This is a genomic window from Butyricicoccus sp. AF35-5AC (genome assembly GCF_003477715.1).
Classification (GTDB): domain Bacteria; phylum Bacillota; class Clostridia; order Oscillospirales; family Butyricicoccaceae; genus Agathobaculum; species Agathobaculum butyriciproducens.
Window position 1 is genome coordinate 220191 of sequence record NZ_QUDX01000004.1, and the last position, 18298, is coordinate 238488.

The 18298-nt window shown below is 55.9% G+C and carries 14 protein-coding genes and 1 pseudogene; 9 read left to right on the forward strand and 6 right to left on the reverse strand.

The features are described 5' to 3' along the window. From DWZ82_RS15615 to csaB, 5 genes and pseudogenes are all read right to left on the reverse strand, one after another. A pseudogene (locus DWZ82_RS15615) lies at positions 1 to 295 on the reverse strand (amidophosphoribosyltransferase); the annotation flags it as partial. Between the two features lie 42 nt (positions 296 to 337). Further along, positions 338 to 1048 carry a phosphoribosylaminoimidazolesuccinocarboxamide synthase gene (gene purC / locus DWZ82_RS07730; protein WP_110435883.1) on the reverse strand — a complete coding sequence of 237 codons (711 nt, stop codon included), beginning with the start codon at positions 1046 to 1048 and terminating at the stop codon, positions 338 to 340. A gap of 131 nt (positions 1049 to 1179) precedes the next feature. Beyond that, complete coding sequence (gene purE, locus DWZ82_RS07735) at positions 1180 to 1671, reverse strand: 5-(carboxyamino)imidazole ribonucleotide mutase (protein WP_110435884.1); 492 nt, start codon at positions 1669 to 1671, stop codon at positions 1180 to 1182. 277 nt (positions 1672 to 1948) lie between these two features. Continuing rightward, positions 1949 to 3136: a glycosyltransferase gene (locus DWZ82_RS07740; RefSeq protein WP_118479927.1), complete on the reverse strand. Its 1188-nt coding sequence runs from the start codon at positions 3134 to 3136 to the stop codon at positions 1949 to 1951. Positions 3137 to 3207: 71 nt separating this feature from the next. Next, complete coding sequence (csaB, locus tag DWZ82_RS07745) at positions 3208 to 5430, reverse strand: polysaccharide pyruvyl transferase CsaB (RefSeq protein ID WP_243022914.1); 2223 nt, start codon at positions 5428 to 5430, stop codon at positions 3208 to 3210. Between the two features lie 184 nt (positions 5431 to 5614). Here csaB and DWZ82_RS07750 point away from each other — a divergent pair, with 184 nt between their 5' ends. The 5 genes from DWZ82_RS07750 to DWZ82_RS07770 all read left to right on the forward strand — a co-directional run bounded on the left by DWZ82_RS07750 (position 5615) and on the right by DWZ82_RS07770 (position 12221). After that, on the forward strand, positions 5615 to 7060 hold the full coding sequence (locus tag DWZ82_RS07750; RefSeq protein ID WP_147323847.1) for a lipopolysaccharide biosynthesis protein: 1446 nt from the start codon (positions 5615 to 5617) through the stop codon (positions 7058 to 7060). Between the two features lie 108 nt (positions 7061 to 7168). Then, a complete protein-coding gene (gene aspS / locus DWZ82_RS07755; RefSeq protein ID WP_118479931.1) occupies positions 7169 to 8494 on the forward strand; it encodes an aspartate--tRNA(Asn) ligase in 1326 nt (441 codons plus the stop codon). 355 nt (positions 8495 to 8849) lie between these two features. Further along, on the forward strand, positions 8850 to 9641 hold the full coding sequence (locus DWZ82_RS07760; protein ID WP_118479933.1) for an HAD-IIA family hydrolase: 792 nt from the start codon (positions 8850 to 8852) through the stop codon (positions 9639 to 9641). Between the two features lie 145 nt (positions 9642 to 9786). After that, a complete protein-coding gene (locus tag DWZ82_RS07765) occupies positions 9787 to 10464 on the forward strand; it encodes a response regulator transcription factor (RefSeq protein ID WP_118479935.1) in 678 nt (225 codons plus the stop codon). Beyond that, a complete protein-coding gene (locus DWZ82_RS07770; RefSeq protein ID WP_118479937.1) occupies positions 10461 to 12221 on the forward strand; it encodes a sensor histidine kinase in 1761 nt (586 codons plus the stop codon). The genes DWZ82_RS07765 and DWZ82_RS07770 overlap by 4 nt, the downstream gene beginning before the upstream one ends. Positions 12222 to 12278: 57 nt before the next feature. Here the strand turns inward: DWZ82_RS07770 and rny are convergent, their stop codons facing one another. Continuing rightward, entirely contained in the window at positions 12279 to 13823 is a 1545-nt protein-coding gene (rny, locus tag DWZ82_RS07775) for a ribonuclease Y (RefSeq protein ID WP_110435892.1), read from the reverse strand. Positions 13824 to 14328: 505 nt separating this feature from the next. On the opposite strand from rny, the gene pgeF reads away from it, so the two are divergent. From pgeF to DWZ82_RS07795, 4 genes are read left to right on the forward strand one after another with little or no spacing between them, the layout of a single operon-like run. Beyond that, positions 14329 to 15129: a peptidoglycan editing factor PgeF gene (gene pgeF / locus DWZ82_RS07780; protein ID WP_118479939.1), complete on the forward strand. Its 801-nt coding sequence runs from the start codon at positions 14329 to 14331 to the stop codon at positions 15127 to 15129. A gap of 17 nt (positions 15130 to 15146) precedes the next feature. Beyond that, the gene (locus DWZ82_RS07785) at positions 15147 to 16988 is read left to right on the forward strand and encodes an ABC transporter substrate-binding protein (protein ID WP_118479941.1); all 1842 of its coding nucleotides are present in this window, start codon (positions 15147 to 15149) and stop codon (positions 16986 to 16988) included. 30 nt (positions 16989 to 17018) lie between these two features. Continuing rightward, a complete protein-coding gene (locus tag DWZ82_RS07790) occupies positions 17019 to 17915 on the forward strand; it encodes a DMT family transporter (protein WP_118479943.1) in 897 nt (298 codons plus the stop codon). Further along, positions 17912 to 18109: a hypothetical protein gene (locus DWZ82_RS07795; protein WP_118479945.1), complete on the forward strand. Its 198-nt coding sequence runs from the start codon at positions 17912 to 17914 to the stop codon at positions 18107 to 18109. Before DWZ82_RS07790 ends, DWZ82_RS07795 begins: the two co-directional genes overlap by 4 nt. Positions 18110 to 18298 lie beyond the last annotated feature (189 nt).

Sequence of the window (18298 nt, forward strand, 5' to 3'; positions counted from 1 at the left end):
GGGGGGAGGAGCGCACATGACCGATGGCCATCGAGCCGGGCATGTTGTCCAGGATGTCCTGATTGAACACGGCGCTGACCAGACCGGTGTCCTTATGGCAGTGGATCACGCCGTTTTTGTTTACGGCGATACCGGCAGCCTCCTGACCGCGGTGCTGGAGAGCAAACAGTGCAGTATACGCGTCGTGCGCGGCGGAAATCTCCTTGCCTTCCGGCGCTGCGATACCGAATACACCGCACTCCTCATGCACCTTGTCAAACGGAGTGCTGCTTTTTCTTAAAATACGATATTTCATTCTTCAGCCTTTTCTTGTCCGAATCTTGCCTTGCGGATGGGCTTACTTGCCCATAACGCGCTTCATGATCTCCTGATATGCCTCCTCGACACCGCCCATGTCACGACGGAAGCGGTCCTTGTCCAGCTTCTCCTTGGTGGTCTTGTCCCACAGGCGGCAGGTATCCGGAGAGATTTCGTCTGCGAGAACGATCTTGCCGTCCGCAGTCTTGCCGAACTCGAGCTTAAAGTCAACGAGGATGACGTTCAGGGTATCGAAGTACTGCTTCATAACCTCGTTTACCTTGAAGGCCATTGCCTTGATGGTCTCGATCTCCTCACGGGTAGCAGCCTTCAGTGCGATCGCGTGGTAAGCGTTCATGAGCGGGTCGCCAAGCTCATCGTTTTTGTAGGAGAACTCGATGGTCGGCTCGTCGAATACGATGCCCTCTTCCACGCCGAAACGCTTTGCAAAGGAACCGGCGGAAATATTGCGGATGATGACCTCCAGCGGAACAATAGAGACCTTCTTTACCAGGGTCTCGCGCTCGGAGAGCTGCTCAACAAAGTGGGTCGGCACGCCCTGCTGCTCGAGCAGCTGGAACATGTGATTGCTCATTACGTTGTTGATCACGCCCTTGCCGGTGATGGTGCCCTTCTTCTCACCGTTGAATGCGGTTGCATCGTCCTTGTAGTCAACGATTACGAGATTTGCATCGTCGGTAGCGAATACCTTCTTAGCCTTGCCTTCGTACAGCTGTTCTTTCTTTTCCATGTCCAATTCCTCCATTTGTATAAGTAGTGTTAATTTGAAACAATGTTGTTTGCAGGTTGTACATCGAAGCTGCCAATGGGAGCGGCCCCAATGCCTTTACCTTGCGGGGATGCGGTATTGCTCTATATAGATTACGCGAACTGAGCGCGAACCTTTTCGTCCTTTGCGGTAACTTCCGCTGCCATATCGGCCTTGAACTGCGCGAGCTTCTGTGCCAGCGCGTCATCCGACAGGGCGATCATCTGTGCTGCGAGGATGGCGGCGTTGTCTGCGCCGTCGATCGCAACGGTTGCCACCGGAATACCCTTGGGCATCTGCACGATGGAGAGCAGGCTGTCCATGCCGCCCATCACGCTGGTGGCCATCGGCACGCCGATTACCGGAAGCGTGGTGTAAGCCGCCAGTACACCGCCGAGGTGTGCGGCCTTGCCTGCTGCCGCGATGATAACGCCGAAGCCTTCGGCTGCCGCGTTCTTCGCTAGCTGCTCGGCAGCTGCCGGGGTGCGGTGCGCGGAGCAGATGCGGACCTCAGTCGGAATATCGAACGATTTCAGACGGTCAACACACTTTTCCATTACCTTGAGATCACTGTCGGATCCCATGACAACGAGAACTTTTTTCATTTGTTATTCCTCCTACAAAAACAAATGAGGGCACGGGTATACCCGTGCCCTATAATCGCTCATTTATGTGCACCGATGCCCGAGAGAATGCACGAATGCCCGAGAACAAAAAACTGTTCAGCTGCAGTCTGGTTCAAAAATACGCTGCCGGTCATGTGTACACCTCTTTCTTAAAACCAACGGTGACGATACATATTTATTTTAGCTAATTTAACTTGTTAATGCAAGTATTTTACCCGCTTTTTTCGGGATTTGTGTAAATGCCCAAAGATAAATTTTACTCCTCTGCACTTTCGTGCAGAACGCCCTTTTTATAAAGCACCTCTTCCATCTGGTGCACGCGCTCGGTCCACGAGCACTGCGCGCCGTAGGCAAGGCGTTTTTCCGTCCATGCCGGACGTTTTTCCTTGGCAGCGGCATCACACAGCGGCAGGAACATCTCGGGATTGCGGGCAATGTAGACCACATCCTTGAAATCCTCGACCTGCAGCGGCTCGCGCGTGGAAACGATCGGCTTGCCGGTTGCCAGATATTCGTAGAACTTGAGCGGCGAAACGTCCTTGGAGAGCGCACCGGCACGGAATACGTTCAGGCAGACGTCCATCTGCGCCAGATATGCGGGCAGCTCGGGCTGCGGCACCAGACCGTGGAATACAATGTTCGGGTACTGCTTGAGGTTGGTCAGGTCAACACCCGGCAGCGTGCGTCCGATCAGGAAAATCGTCGCGTTCGGACGGCTCTTCGCCAGCTTTTCGATCAGTGCATAGTCGATGCACTCCTGCAGCATGCCGACAAAGCCGTAGATCGGATGCGGCAGATCCTTCATGTCCTCCGGGCAGGGAAGGGTGTCCTTCTCGGTCTGTACACGCGAGAAAATCTCGTAAGCCGCGCCGTTCGGGATCATCTGGGTGGTCGGGTTGATCTTTTCCAGTGTCTCTGCCAGTCCGACTGCGGTTGCGAATACCTGATCGGCAGGCTTGGCCAGATCGCATTCCATCTTGTCCACAACCTTGGGATTGATGTGGCCCTTGTATGCGGAATGACGGTCTACACAGTCGTATACCAGCTTGGAGTGCGGCAGGTGCTCCACAATGTCGCACGAGGATGGCGAGTAGCACCACAGTACGGTCTCGTCGCCGAAGCCGTGCTCGCGCATCTTTTCGCGGATGAACGCCGCCTGCCGCTTCTGGTTGATTTTGTTGATCCAGCGGAACTTGTTGAAAAACGGCAGTACCGGCGGCAGTGCGTACACAGTGATGTTTTCGTGTCCCTCGACTTTTTCGCCGGGCTGCTTGTACTTTTCGATATATGAGGAGGCTTTTTTGTCCTTGAGCGGTGCGATCATGGACACCGGAGGATCAAAATACAGGATTTCGCTGTTGCGCAGACGGCTCATCACGTTCTGCTTGCGCGTCGGCAGAGGATGGTAGTTCGTTGTCGAAAGACAGACGATGTGGTTCTTCATATCTATATAACCCCTTTAGTGGATTGTTTTATCATATTTATCATATATCGTAGGGCACCCCGCCCTACGGTTTAGTTTTCGGAAATGTTCAGCAGCTTCGCTGCACCCTTCACATTCTCGGATTCTCTTTCTCTCAGCATTTCCGCGGTGCGGTGCACCTCGTTATCGAGCGCACCGGAGACGCACTCGTCAATGAGGCGGCACAGCGGCTCCGCCTTGACGGACGAAAGCTGCAGGCAGGTGCGGCTGCCGATATATTTCAGAAAGCCGTCCACCTTGATATCGTAGCTCATGCCGACGACCGGAACGCCCTGACCGGCGGAGAACATCAGCGAATGCAGTCGGATGCCAACCACGGTTTTCATGCGGGAGAGGATGCCGATGGTGACCTCGATGGGCTGTCGGGTACGCACGGCGTGCCACGGACAGTGAAGCAGTGCGCCGACACGTTCTGCGGGCATGAGGTCGCTCGGGAACTCGATGGGTACGAAAACAGGCGTCAGACCGTGCTTTTCGTAGGCATAGTTGGCTGCAGCCGCGATTTCGGGCAGAGCCGTGTCCAGGCCCTTCCAGTTGCGCAGACCGAAGCCGATATACTTTCCGTTCGGGTCAATGCCGCTCTGCTCGAGGGCGATATTGACGATTTCACGCGGCGCCGGCGTCAGAATGATGGTTGGGTCGGCGGAAACACGGATATCCGGCCGGGTAACGCCCATTTCGGCAAGCAGTGCGCGGGAATTGTCATCGCGCAGCGTGATGCGGTCAACCGATGCGTCAATGGTCCTGGCGGCCATCCGGCGGTTGCCCGGACGGTTGATCGGACCGATGCCGCAGCCGTACATCATTACCTTGCAGCCGCGCTTTTTGGCGGCGTACAGCGTGTAGCAGTAGTACCAGATCGAGCGGGTGGACGTAACATCCTGCATGAGCGAGCCGCCGCCGTTGATATACAGCGCGGCATGGCGGAACTTGCGCAGGACGGAGAACACATTAAAGGTATAGATGGCGTTCGTGCGGTAGATCAGGCGCGTTTCCTTCGGTCTGCGCGACATAACGCAGATGGTGCGTTCGGGATCGAGCTGGCGCATCTCCTGCACAATGGCCTCGAGGATGGCATCGTCACCGGCGTTGCCGCGTCCGTAAGCACCGCAGATGACAATGCTCTCACGCTCGTTTTTCGGACGGTGGAACCGTGCCAGCAGATGACGGTAGTTTTCCATCTGACGTTCGCACATTTTGTCGCGCGAGAAATCACGGGAGGCTTTTTCGTACAGCGCGTCCGCAAATTTCTGCCGCAGTTCGGCATCGTTGCCCAGACGGACCAGATATTCCGCCAGCCGCTTATCGTCCCCGACCGGGAAGATATAGCCGTTTTCGCCGGTGTCGATGAGTTCGGGCATGCCGCCGACATCCGAGCAGATGGTCGCGCAGCCGGCACAAACGCCCTCGAGAATGGAGTACGGGAAGGTTTCGGACACCGAGGACAGCAGGTTGATGTCCATCGCACGGAAGAACGGCATGACCGGCGATACCCAGCCGCAGAATGTCACGCGCTCGCGCACGCCGAGCTGGTCGCACAGCTTTTTGAGCATGTCCTCGTCCTCACCGTCGCCGGCGATGAACAGGCGCAGCTGCGGCGCGGATTTCAGCGCCTCGGCAAAGCCGCGGATGGTGGTCGCAATATCCTTGACGGCGGTCAGACGCGCGGCAATGCCGCACAGCACGTCGCCGTCCTCGATCTCGGCTCCGTAGGTGTCCCGCAGATAGGCCACACGGTCAAATTCGCCCTTCGGACGGTCAAAATCCATGCCGTTGTAGATTTTTACAATGCGCTCCGGGTCAAAGCCGCGCTCGATGAGCGTGCGTGCCATACGGTCCGCGACCGGCTGATAGAAGTCAAGAAAGCGCAGGGCAATGGCATTCGCCGTGCCGAGCGTGTACTGCTTGAGCGGACTGCCGAGGTAGTCCAGCCGGTAATCCGAGTGCACGGTCGTGACGATCGGCACCTGACGGCTGCGGCGCACCATGGCTCCCATCAGGTTGGCACGGCCGCCGTGGCAGTGAATTATATCGGGCTTGAACGCATCTACCAGATCGCGCATGGTCCGTGCCGCGCGGAACGGATTGTGCCGCTCGATCACGCGCACATCAATGCCGCGCTCGCGCGCTTCATCCGCAAACGGACCTGCGCGGAACGAGATGAGCATCACATCGTTATTGCGGCTCAGTCCGGTCACGGTATTCATAATCTGGGTCTTGGCGCCGCCTACATCGCCGCCGCCCATTACATGCATGATTCGCAAAGTCAAATACCTCCACTTGACAAGTATAATCAGTATACCATGAAAACAAGGGGATTGCAAAACTCGGACGCGGTAAATGTCGTCTTTTTCGGCAGTATTTTGGCAAACGAAGTTTGTTTTTTTGCTCAGAACATGGTATACTGATTTTATCTGACGGAAAGTGAGGGTTTTTCTTTTGTCCTCTAAAAATACCATGACGCGCGATGCGATGCTGTTCCTGCCGGCCAAGGTGGTCGAGGGACTGCTCGTCATCGGGTGTTCCTCGCTGTATTCCCACATCTTTGTGGAGGGTGCGGTCAGCGCGTTCAACCTGACCAACACTACGATACAGCTGCTCTACCTCATCCTCGCGGGCTGGATGGCGAACTCCGCCACCCGTTATGTAGGTGAGGAGTACCGCGCCGATGAAGGACGCGGCCTGTTCTCCACGGTTTCTACCATCTATGTGGGATTGTGCGTGCTTGTTGCCATCGGCTGCTGCATTACGGCAGCTGTGACGCAGAGTCCGGTTTATCTGGGCGGTGCGCTGATGTTCTGCACCTACACGGCGTTTCAGGTGCTCAATGCGGCGCTGATTCAGCTCGGCCGCGTCAAAGCATCCATCCTGTGGTCGCTGACCTCAGCGGTGCTCAAGCTCGCGGTTGCATTCGCGCTTGTCGGCGGCAAGTCGAATTATCCGTCGCCGTTCCCGGCTATCTTCGCCAATACCATTGCGGACGGTGTAGCCACCATCGGTGCGGTGTTTGCGCTCAGCCTGCCGGTTGTTGTGCGGCTGAAATATTTCTCCAAGCCGCTGCTGAACAGGTTCCTCAAATACGGCGTACCGCTGATGGGCGTTTCCATTTCGGTGGCGCTGCTCAACCAGATCGACAAATACCTCGTTGTCGGCTTTTACGGCAACATTCTGTACGCATACTACTCGAATAACAACTCGATCGCGAGCGGTCTGTTCACGATGATCTCGGTCGGCATTATGCGCGGCGTGTATCCTGCCGTGCTGCGCGGCTGGCGTGAGGGCGGCAAAGCCGCAGCAAAGCCGCTGCTCGATCAGGGCGTGCGGCTGTATCTGCTGATCGCCGTGCCTGCGGTTGCAGGTCTGACTGCGGTGGCGCTGCCGCTCAGCCGGTTCCTGTTCCCCGCGAAGTATGCCGCCGGTGCGCCGGTCATCGCCTATACCGCGCTTGCCATGCTGTTCATGGGCCTGACCGAGTACGCCAACAAGGCGTATGAGCTGGAGCAGTCCACCGTACACGTTCTGCAGAACAGCGCGATCGCAGCAGTTATCAAGGTGGTTTCGAGTGTCATTCTGCTCAAAACCCTCGGATTTACGGGCGGTGCGCTCGGTTCGGTGGTCGCATTTGCGTCCTATTTTATCATCACCTGCGTGCGCGTGCGCAGCCGGTTTCTGTTCCGCGTGGCACCGGTCAGTCTGGTGCGTATCATCGTTTCGGCGCTGCTGTGCGGCGCGGCGGCCTTTGCGTGCACGCTGCTGCCGGTCGGTAATCTCATTCGCCTTGGCGCGGCTGTCGTGGTCGGTGCAGGCGTTTATGCGGTGTGCATTATCGTCAGCGGTGAGGGCCGCGAGGAAGTACAGGCGGTGCTCCGCAGGCTGAAACGATAAGAAAAATTGTCAAAACAGCGTGGATTTCACTGGTAAAACCTTGTCACGGCAGTAAATCCATGCTACAATAACTCTATCTGAAAATTGTAAACAGAGAGGCGTAATATTATGGAAATGATTCATGAAGCGGGTCAGTACGTTGACACCGTAAAGCGCGTCTGCGAAGCAGTCGGCAGCGAGGTCACGTTCCGCGGCACGGTTCACCGTGTACGCGATATGTCTGACTTTTCTTTTGTTGTAATGCGCGTTGAGCGCGGTCTGATCCAGTGCACCTTCCAGGGTGACGAGATCGGCGGCATCAAGCGCTCGGATGTCAAGGACGCAATGGTACTCGAGGTTACCGGTACCGTTCGTGAGGAGCCGCGTGCAGAGCACGGCGTTGAGGTCGTTCTGAGCGCACTGTCCATCCTCGGCAAGCCGTACGACCAGCTGCCGGTACCGCTCGGCAAGAAGTATATGGGTCTGTCCCTCGATGTTGATCTGCCGCTGCGCCCGATCACGCTGCGTCATCCGCGCAAGCAGGCGATCTTCCGCGTACAGGGCGCGATCGCTGACGGCTTTGCACAGTACATGCAGTCGCAGGGCTTCACCCACATCCACACCCCGAAGATCGTAGTTGCAGGCGCTGAGGGCGGCGCAAACCTGTTCAAGCTGGATTACTTCGGCACCCCGGCTTATCTGGCACAGTCCCCGCAGTTCCACAAGCAGTACCTCGCCGGTGCATTCGGCCGTGTATACGAGATCGGCTCGGTTTACCGTGCAGAGCGTCACAATACCTCCCGTCATCTGAACGAGTATATGGGTCTGGACTTCGAGATGGCCTACATTGATTCCATGTACGATGTAATGGCAATGGAGACCGGCATGCTGAAGTCTGTTATGGCTTACGTTAAGGAGCACTGCGCTGAGGAACTCGCCATGCTGAACGCCGAGGTTCCGGAGATCAAGGAAATCCCGACCATCCGCTTCCACGAGGCCAAGCAGATCATGGAGGAGAAGTTCGGTCACAAGTCCAAGAACCGTTATGACCTCAACCCGGACGAAGAAGTGCTGCTGTGCCAGTGGGCAAAGGAGGAGCACGACTCTGATTTCGTATTTGTAACTCACTTCCCGTCCGCAAAGCGCCCGTTCTACGCGAAGGACGACCCGGAGGATCCGAAGCTGGCGCTGTCGTTCGACCTGCTGTTCCGCGGCCTGGAGATCACCACCGGCGGTCAGCGTATCCACGATTATCAGGAGCAGATGGACAAGCTGGCGGCCCGCAAGATGAACGCCGAGCTGTTTGAGTCCTTCACCATGCTGCACAAGTACGGCATGCCGCCGCACGGCGGTCTGGGCATTGGCCTGGAGCGACTGACCATGCAGCTGCTTAAGCTGAACAACATCCGCGAGGCTTCTATGTTCCCGCGTGATATGAACCGCCTCGAGCCGTAAAGAGCTTACGCTTCGTTCCAAAGGGCTGTGCCCTTTGGAACGAGGGGACACCCTTGATAGGCTTGCGCCTGTAAGGGCTATTGCACCCAAAAGGACTCGGAATTATCGATTCCGGGTCCTTTTTGGTGTTTGTTAAAAATGACACGGCGGCAGAGCCGCCTGTGTCCCTTGGTATGCGCCCGGAGAAGAAAATCTTCACTCCTCACTCTCTTGTCAGCTCTTTACGAGGATTTAACATTTTTTCCTCGGTTGGCTCTTGACGTTGGCTGAAATTTTACGCATAATAAGAATGGACAAAAAGATTTCCGGCTATGCTGTTTCAGCATGGGTCGCCTACCGAAAGGAGATCAGCATAATGAATGAAGAATTAGAGCTGCTTCGCGACAAGAAGGGCTTCATTTGCGATATGGACGGTGTTATCTATCACGGCAACCGTCTGCTGCCCGGTGTACCTGAATTTGTAGATTGGCTGCAGCGTGAAAACAAGAGCTTCCTTTTCCTGACCAACTCCTCCGAGCGTTCGCCGCTTGAGCTGCAGCAGAAGCTGGCCCGCATGGGTCTGGAGATCGGTGAGGAGCATTTCTACACCTCTGCTCTGGCTACCGCGAAGTTCATCGCCAGCCAGAAGCCGCACGCATCTGCGTATGTAATCGGTGCGCCCGGTCTGGTTGGTGCGCTGTACGAGGCGGGCATCGTGATGAACGATGTTGACCCGGATTATGTTATCGCGGGTGAAACCAACACCTACAACTATCAGACCATCCTCAAGGCGGTCGATCTGATCAACAAGGGCGCGCGCCTGATCGCGACCAACTCCGACCTGACCGGCCCGTCTGAGCAGGGCATCATTCCGGCGTGCCGCGCACTGGTTTCTCCGATTGAGCTGGCCACCGGCAAGACCGCATACTATGTCGGCAAGCCGAACCCGCTGATGATGCGTACCGGTCTGCGCCTGCTGGGCGTGCATTCGCACGAGGCGGCTATGATTGGCGACCGCATGGATACCGATATTGTTGCCGGTATTGAAACCGGTCTGGACACCGTTCTGGTGCTCTCCGGCTGCACTACCCGCAAGGATGTGGAAAATTACGCATACCGTCCGCACTTTATTCTGGATGGTGTCGGCTGTATTCCGCCGCAGGTGTAAAGAAGCTGTCTAAATCGAACTACACAAAAGCCTTTCCGAAAAATTTCGGAAAGGCTTTTTTCATTGGATAAAGAATGGACAATTCTATGCTATACTAAATACAGGAAAAGGATAGACCAATGACAGATAGAGAGGGGGCATTCCCATGGCAGGACACATTCTTTTGGCGGAGGACGACAAGGCGTTATCCGCGCTGATGCAGGATTTCTTCCGAGCGGCAGGCGTGGCGGTGACACCGGCGTATGACGGCGAACAGGCGCTCGTGCTGCCACAGGCGCAGCCGTTCGACCTGCTGGTGCTGGACGTGATGATGCCGCATCTGAACGGGCTGGAGGTCTGCGAAGCGGTGCGGCAGGAGAGCGACGTTCCGGTCATTTTCGTCACGGCACTTGGGCAGGAGGGTGACACGCTGGCAGGATTCCGCGCGGGCGCGGACGATTATATCACCAAGCCGTTTTCGTTTCCGGTGCTGGTGGCAAAGGCGCAGGCGCTCATGCGGCGGGCCCGCGGGCTGCGGCTGGGCGCGAGTGAGCTCGGCTACGCGAATATCCTGATGGATACGGCCTCGGGCACGGTAACGGTGGACGGAAACCCAATAAATCTGCGTCCCAAGGAGGCGAAGATACTCGAGCTGCTGCTGCGCGAACAGGGACGCACGGTGTCGCGCGACCTGCTCATTGAGCGGGTATGGGGCACGGACTTCGACGGCGACGAGCGCATGATCGACCGGCACATTGCCAGTCTGCGTAAAGCGCTTGGAACAGCCTCGCAGCATATCCGTGCGGTGTACGGCAAGGGCTATCGATTGGGGGGATCGACATGACAAAGCGGATTCGTAAAATCGGCATCGCGGCAAGGCTGACCGCAATCGTGGCGGTGATTCTGGCGGTGTTTGTGGTGCCGTGGGTGTGGAGAGTGGCAGAACTTGCACAGGATGAAGCCAAAGATTTAGCTTGGGCCAGAATGCAGGCGAGTACGGAATTGCTAATGCGTGACTTTGAAATCCTGAAAGGTGATGCAGCGCACTACCCGGCAGAAGGCACAGCGGAATACGATCTGCTGCGCGCCAATCTGTGGAGAGATGGTATAGATACGCCCTATTATAATGTAGATACGCCCTATATCATACAGTATTATGATGAAAATCATAAGCGGGTTCTGATTAGATCGCCGCTGATGCTGTACTATTATGCGTCTTCGGCAATGTACTATGGTATTGATTTGAGCGGTTTCTCCGAGCAATCGCTGCGTGAAATGAACGAGGCATTCAATCACGATCACGACCTTGAGCCTATAATTACAGTCTATGGCCGACAAGTCAAGACAGATACACAATTTGTCTTTTTCCCGAATCGAATTCAGATTGCTTATGAGGAATGGACGGCGCAGATGCCGGTTGAGGAAACCAATCAGTTCTGCTCCTACGAAGACGATTACATACGGGGAAAATGGATATTTCGCACGGACGAAGTAATGGAAGGCTACTTTGATGCACTGCGCTATCTGGATACCGAACTGCGGGCGATAGACGGCGAAAACATACCGGACGAGGAGTGGGCGGAGGTACGGGCATCGCAACGATATGTCGGCACGTTTCAGGGGATGCCGTATGATGACGAGGTGCTTCTTGCTACGGCGGCGCTGGTCAATCGAGAAAACGCATACGGTACTTGTTTTCACCTTATGCTGCCTATCACGATTGCGCTGTACTTGATTTTCCTGTTCCTCTTTTATAAAATTGTGCGTCGAATGGTGTCCGACCCACTGGTTGATACGGCAAGAGAAGCCAATCGGGTATCCATTCTCGCATTTGACGAGTTCAAGCCCGACCTGAACCGCGGAGACGAAATCGGTGAACTCAACCGTGCGCTGAGCGAAATGGCGGCGACACTGCACGCCCGCTGGGACAGTGAGCGCGATCTTGAGGACAAACGGCAGCAGTTTGTCTCGGCGGCCAGCCACGACCTGAAAACGCCGCTCGCGCTCATCGGCGGGTACGCCGAGGCCATCGCGCAGGACATTTCGCCGGAGGAAAACGCGCGCTACCTTGCCGCCATCGAGCAGGAAACGGCGCGGATGAACGGCCTTGTGCGCGAAATGCTGGATTACACCCGTCTGGACCGCACGGACGAGCTGAAAAACCGCAGAACGCTCAATCTGACCGCACTTGTAAATGATATGCTGACCGAGTATGCACCGCTGTTTGAAAAACGCCGCCTGACCGTCGATATTGCGGACGGTGTGCGCATTCGCGGCGACGAAACGCTGCTGCGGCGTGCCGTCGGCTGTCTGCTGGAGAATGCCGCCAAGTATTCGCCGGAAAACGGGCGCGTGTCCGTTCGGCTGACGAACAGCCGCAATCACCTGCTGACCGTCGAAAACGACTGCGAACCCATTCCGGAGACCGAGCTGCCGCGCCTGTTCGAGATGTTCTATCGCGGCGATAAGGCCCGCGACCGAGCGGGCGGGCACGGACTGGGACTGGCCATTCTGCAGAAAATCCTTGCGCTGCACGGCCTGACCTGCAAAGCGGAAAATGTGAAGAACGGTGTGCGGTTCATCGTCTGCAATAAAGATTAAAAGCTGAAAAAGGGCGAAAAAATCCCCTGCAAGAGCGATACTTGCAGGGGATGCTTTTTACTTTGCGTAATCGATCGCGCGCGTTTCGCGCACCATGTTGACCTTGATCTGACCGGGATAATCCAGCTCGTTCTCGATCTTCTTGGCGATTTCGCGGGCAAGAAGCACCATCTTGTCGTCCGAAACCTTCTCCGGGTTGACAATGATGCGGATCTCGCGGCCTGCCTGAATGGCAAACGAACCGGAAACGCCGGGCGTCTCGTTGGCGATGCTCTCGAGCTTCTCCAGACGCTTGATATAGTTTTCCAGGTTCTCGCGGCGAGCGCCCGGACGTGCAGCGGAGATGGCATCGGCTGCCTGGACCAGACATGCTACGATGGTCTTTGCCTCCACATCGCCGTGGTGTGCCTCGATGGCGTGGATGATCGGCTGGGATTCCTTGTACTTCTTGGCAAGGTCTACACCGATCTGAACGTGGCTGCCCTCAACCTCGTGGTCGATGGCTTTGCCGATATCATGCAGCAGGCCTGCGCGGCGTGCCGGAACCGGATCGAGACCCAGTTCGCTGGCCATCATGCCGGCAATGTGAGCCACCTCGATGGAGTGCTGCAGGACGTTCTGACCATAACTGGTGCGGTAGCGCAGACGGCCGAGAATCTTGACCAGCTCCGGATGAATGCCGTGGATGCCGGTCTCGAAGGTAGCACGCTCGCCTTCGCTCTTGATGATCTGCTCCACCTCGCGGCGAGCCTTGTCAACCATTTCTTCAATGCGGGCCGGATGGATACGACCGTCAACGATCAGCTTTTCGAGTGCCAGACGTGCGATTTCACGGCGAACCGGATCGAACGAGGACAGGGTGATCGCCTCGGGCGTATCGTCAATGATGAGGTCTACGCCGGTAAGAGTTTCCAGCGTGCGGATATTGCGTCCCTCTCGGCCGATAATGCGGCCCTTCATCTCGTCGTTCGGCAGCGGAACGACCGAAACGGTCGCCTCGGATACCTGATCGGCGGCACAGCGCTGGATTGCGGTCGAGATGATCTCGCGGGCGGTCTGCTCGCTCTCGTCCTTCAGGCGCTGATTGATCTCGCGCAGCTTGACGGCTGCATCGTGGGTCGCTTCGTTTTCAATGGACTGGACGAGCATCTCGCGTGCTTCGTCGCGGGTCATGCTGGCAATCTGCTCCAGCTTTTCTACCTGCTCGAGCTTGATGCGCTCGAGTTCTTCCTTTTCCTTCTGGCTTGCGTCCAGCTGGCGGTTAAGGTCATCATTTTTGCGGTCGAGCATGTCGCTCTTCTTGTCCAGTGCTTCCTCGCGCTGAATCAGGCGGCGCTCAAGCTGCTGGGTCTCATTGCGGCGTTCCTTCAGCTCGCGGTCGGCTTCGACGCGCTGCTTGTGGATTTCGTCCTTTGCCTCGAGTATGGATTCGCGTTTTTTGGTCTCGCCGGCCTTGATCGCTTCGTTGATGATGCGGGTGGCCTCGGTCTCGGCAGAGCCGATCTCTTTTTCCGCAACGCTCTTGCGATACAGGAATCCGATGATTACGCCTACTGCGAGACACACGATACCGGTGATGATCGGTATGATGATGTTGCTCATGTCTGTTGGTGTGTCCTCCTATTTACGAATTTTGGGAGACGGCACAAAACCAAGACAATACCGCAGATCTGCGGTGCTGTTTCTCAATAGAGCGACGGTTCGGCAGAAAACAGGCTGATTCCACGGTGAAACACGCGCAGCACGCATGAGCACTGTACGAAGAATAAAGGCGGAATACGCCGAAAAAGCGAAGCTTCGCTCGAAAAAATCAGAGTTTTGCGCTGTCAAAAGAAAAATGCGGTTCCGATAGAAATAAAGCTATCGGTTCAATCAGATAATGCCTTTGAAAAAGCCGTGCTCACCATTGGCACCGGCTCTGTTACAGCAGGTATTATACTATGTTTAATTGTAAAGCCTATTCGTCAAACTGTCAAGAAAAAGACAAGCTGACATACGCGGTTTTTGGTGTTTTTTGAAAACGGCCGGTGTGCGCTCTTGTGAACGGCAGGGCGATTTGCTATAATAATTCTGTATTCCCTCATGGAAGAGACGAGGAGGAACGACTATGAACGAGTCTATGTGCCGCGTACAGCGCGGTTCTTTCGTATATTATACCTGCCGACGGATTCCGGTGCGGCATGCCTTCACCACCAAATTCGGCGGTGTGAGCACGGGCGCGTGCGAAAGCCTGAATTTAGGCTTCAACCGCGGTGATGAGTTGGAGAATGTGCGCGAAAACTATCGCCTGCTGGGCGAGACGCTCGGCGTGGATGAGACGCGCATGACGCTCACCAAGCAGATCCACGACACGCAGGTGTCGGTCGTGACCGAGGACAAGGTCGGCATGGGGCTGCACCGCCCGATGGAGTGGCAGTCGGACGCGATCGTGACCGCACTCGCGGACACGCCCATCATCGGCTTTTACGCGGACTGCGTTGTCACCTTATTATATGATCCGGCGACGCATACCGCAGGCGTGTGTCATTCCGGCTGGCGCGGCATGGCGGCAGGCATTCTGACGAAAACCGTTGATGTGATGGCGGAGCAGCTCGGCACAAAACGTGAAAGCCTGATCGCCGTGCTCGGTCCGTCCATCCGGCAGGAGTGCTTCGAGACTGATGCAGATGTGCCGGAAGCGATGGAAGAGCTGCTCGGTGCACAGGTGCATCCGTTCATCATGGAGAAAGGTCCGAAATTCCATGTGGACCTGCAGGGCATTGGCGTAAAGCTGCTGCAGGATGCCGGACTTTCGGCGGAAAATGTGATCGACAGCGGCATCTGCACCATGTGTCATTCGGATGAGTTCTGGTCGCACCGCGTAACGCACGGCGTGCGCGGCGTGCAGGGCGGCATGATCTGTCTGTAAGCGAAAGGATCAATACAATGAAAAGTTGGAAAAAACGTGCGCTGGCGCTGACAATGGCGGCTTTGGTCGTGCTCAGCGGCTGCACGTTCCCATTTGGACAGGGAAACGACGGCGACGGCGCACCGGTAGACAACGTGGATGTGTCGGACGCGTATTTCGGTCTGGCGTGGTATCGCTCGGGCACAACGCTCAATCCGGTCATGGACGGCACCGAGGTCAACAGTATGCTGCGTGAGGCGCTTTACGAGGGTCTTTTTGAGATAAAAAGCGATTTTACACTCGAAAACGAGCTGTGCGAGGACTATACGAGCGACGGAACCACGTTCAGCTTTATGATAAAAAAGGGCATCAAGTTCTGGTCGGGTGCGGAGCTGACGGCAAGTGATGTTGCCGAAAGTCTCAAGACTGTGCTGGAAAACGAAAGTTCGCCGTATCACAACCGACTGACCGAGGTCTCCTCGATCGAAGCGGTGACAAAGCGCATGGTTCGCATTACGCTTGCGTCGCCGAACGTCAACTTCCCGAAACTGCTGGATATTCCGATCTATCGGGCGGGTACGACTGACGAAGGAGAGTTCGCAGAGGGCACCGGACCGTACAAGCCGGTTCAGAACGGCGCCGCATGGACGCTGGAGGCCAACGAGAACTGGCACGGCGGCTTTCTCGGCACCATTCGGCACATTACGCTGGTCAAAATGACGCGCGCGGATGCGGCGGACACCAGCTTCCGCACCGGCGATGTATCCATCATGCGCAGCGCCCGTATTGCGCCGGACGACCAGAATATTGCGTTCACCGGCGAGGTCGATACCGTTCCGGTGAGCAGTGCTATGCTGCATTATATCGGTTTGAATTACAATAACAGCCAGTTCACGAATGCAAAAGTGCGGCAGGCGCTTTCTATGGCGATCAGCCGTCAGGGTCTGTGCGCAACCCAGCTGCAGGATTATGCCGATCCGGCGGTGCTGCCGATCAATCCGCAGCCGGCGGACACCGGCGTGTCGTACAGCCTGTCGGCGGATTTGATGACTGCGGCACAGCTGCTGCGCGAGGCGGCACAGGAGGGTGCGGCTTCGGCAGGCGGCAGCGACGGCAATACCGATTCTTCGGACGGAGATTCGGATTCTACGGACAATTCCGATGATGATTCGGACACTTCTGAGGAGGACGGCTACTACGACGAGGACGGCGACTTTATCTATTATACGAGCGGCCGGGCAGGCGATACCGATTACAAGGTGGATTTTCTGACCGTGCGCACGTCGAAAAACCGAACCGATTCGACGGTTTCGGATGGGAAAGCTGTGCTTCTGGACAATGAGAACACGGATTCCGGCGATTCGACCGACTCTGCAGATAATTCCGGCTCGACCGATACGATAGTGACAGACGCGGCGACCGTGCAGCTTTCGTTCCGCCTGCTCGTCAACTCGGACAACGCGTTTAAGGTAGCGGCGGCAAAACAGGTCGCGGCTTCGTGGAATTCGCTGAACGGCGTCAATGTCACGGTGGATGAGGAGCCGTATGATACCTATGTTTCCATGCTGCAGAGTGGCTCGTTCGACGCGTACTACGGCGAAACCCAGCTGACGCCGGACTTCGATCTGCGCCCGCTGCTGTCTCCGCAGGGCAGACTGAACTATGGATCGTACTCGAGTGAGGACATGAACAATGCCATCACGGCGTACCGCAGCGGCGAGAATACGGAGGGCCTGTACACGACGTTCCTGAATGAAATGCCGCTCATTCCGCTGGCATTTGAGCGGCAGCAGGTTGTGCTCAGAAGCGGTCTGATCAATCATTTCAATCCGGCACCGTATAACGCATTCGCAGGACAGGAGAACTGGGTCAAGCCGTAACCGCCCGTTTTCACTGAAAAGGAGAATACCATGCAGGAAAAACACAGAATACAGGGGCATTTGTTCGGCGCGTTCAGCGTGCTTGTCTGGGGTACGACGTTTGTCTCAACGAAAGTACTGCTGCGCGCCTTCACGCCGCTGGAGATTATGGTGGCGCGGTTCACGCTCGGCTTTCTGGCGCTGCTCATCGTGGGCAAGGGCCTCATGCGCCCGCAGAAACGGTGGCATGAGGGATTGTTTGCACTGGCCGGTCTTTCGGGCGTTACGCTGTACTTTTTGATGGAAAATATTGCGCTGACGTACATTTCCGCGTCGCTGGTCGGTGTTATCGTAGCGGCAGCGCCGCTGTTTACCGCGCTGATCGCAGCGGTCGTGCTGCACGAAAAACTCAGCAAATGGTTCTTTTTCGGCTTTGTTTGTGCGATGGCGGGTGTCGCGCTCGTGTCGCTCGCGGGCGTCAGTGAGCTGCATTTCAGCCCGATTGGCGCACTGCTCGGCGTAGGCGCGGCGCTGGTCTGGGGTGTGTACTCGGTGCTCGTGCGCCAGCTTGGTCACATGGGCTACCGTACCATTCCGCTTACCTGCCGCATTTTTGGATACGGTTTGCTGTTTTTGCTCGTTCCTGCGGTGATTGAAGGGTTTCCGTCCGGTTTGAGCGTGTGGACGCAGCCGGTTCATCTGGCAAATCTGCTGTTTCTGGGCCTTTGTGCGTCTGCAACGTGCTTTGTGACGTGGAATCGCGCGGTTTTCCTGCTTGGTCCGGTGAAAACCAGCGTGTACATTTATGCAACGCCGGTTATTACAATAGTGAGCTCAGCGTTGATTCTGCACGAAACCATGACGCCAATCATGTGGCTGGGCACGGTTTTGGCGCTAGGCGGTCTGATTTTGTCCGAACATCGGGAGAAAGAGAAAACGACGGCGTGAGCCGCCGTTTTTTGTTTGCAGCAAAATTCTTTGCAAAAAACGAAAAAAAGTATTTGACAAATGCTCCGGGATTTGGTATTCTATTAAAGCTGTCTCGCAGAGGCAGGCGCAAAACCGAGAAGTTTGGTTTAGAACCGATTGAGGTTCTGAAAAAGAATTTGAAAAAAGTTCTTGACAAACGCTTCTGGTTTTGATATACTAAATAAGCTGTTGATGAGCAGTTAAGAACAACGAAAAGTTGTGAAAACTCTTTGAAAACAGCAGATTGTACCTTGTAAATTAAACAACGATGTGCTTAAACTTTTGTTCAAAAGAACGAAGGTTGTAGTGCGAACCTGAAATTTCGAGAGTTTTTTACTCTTGGTAAATCGCTGGAAGTCACA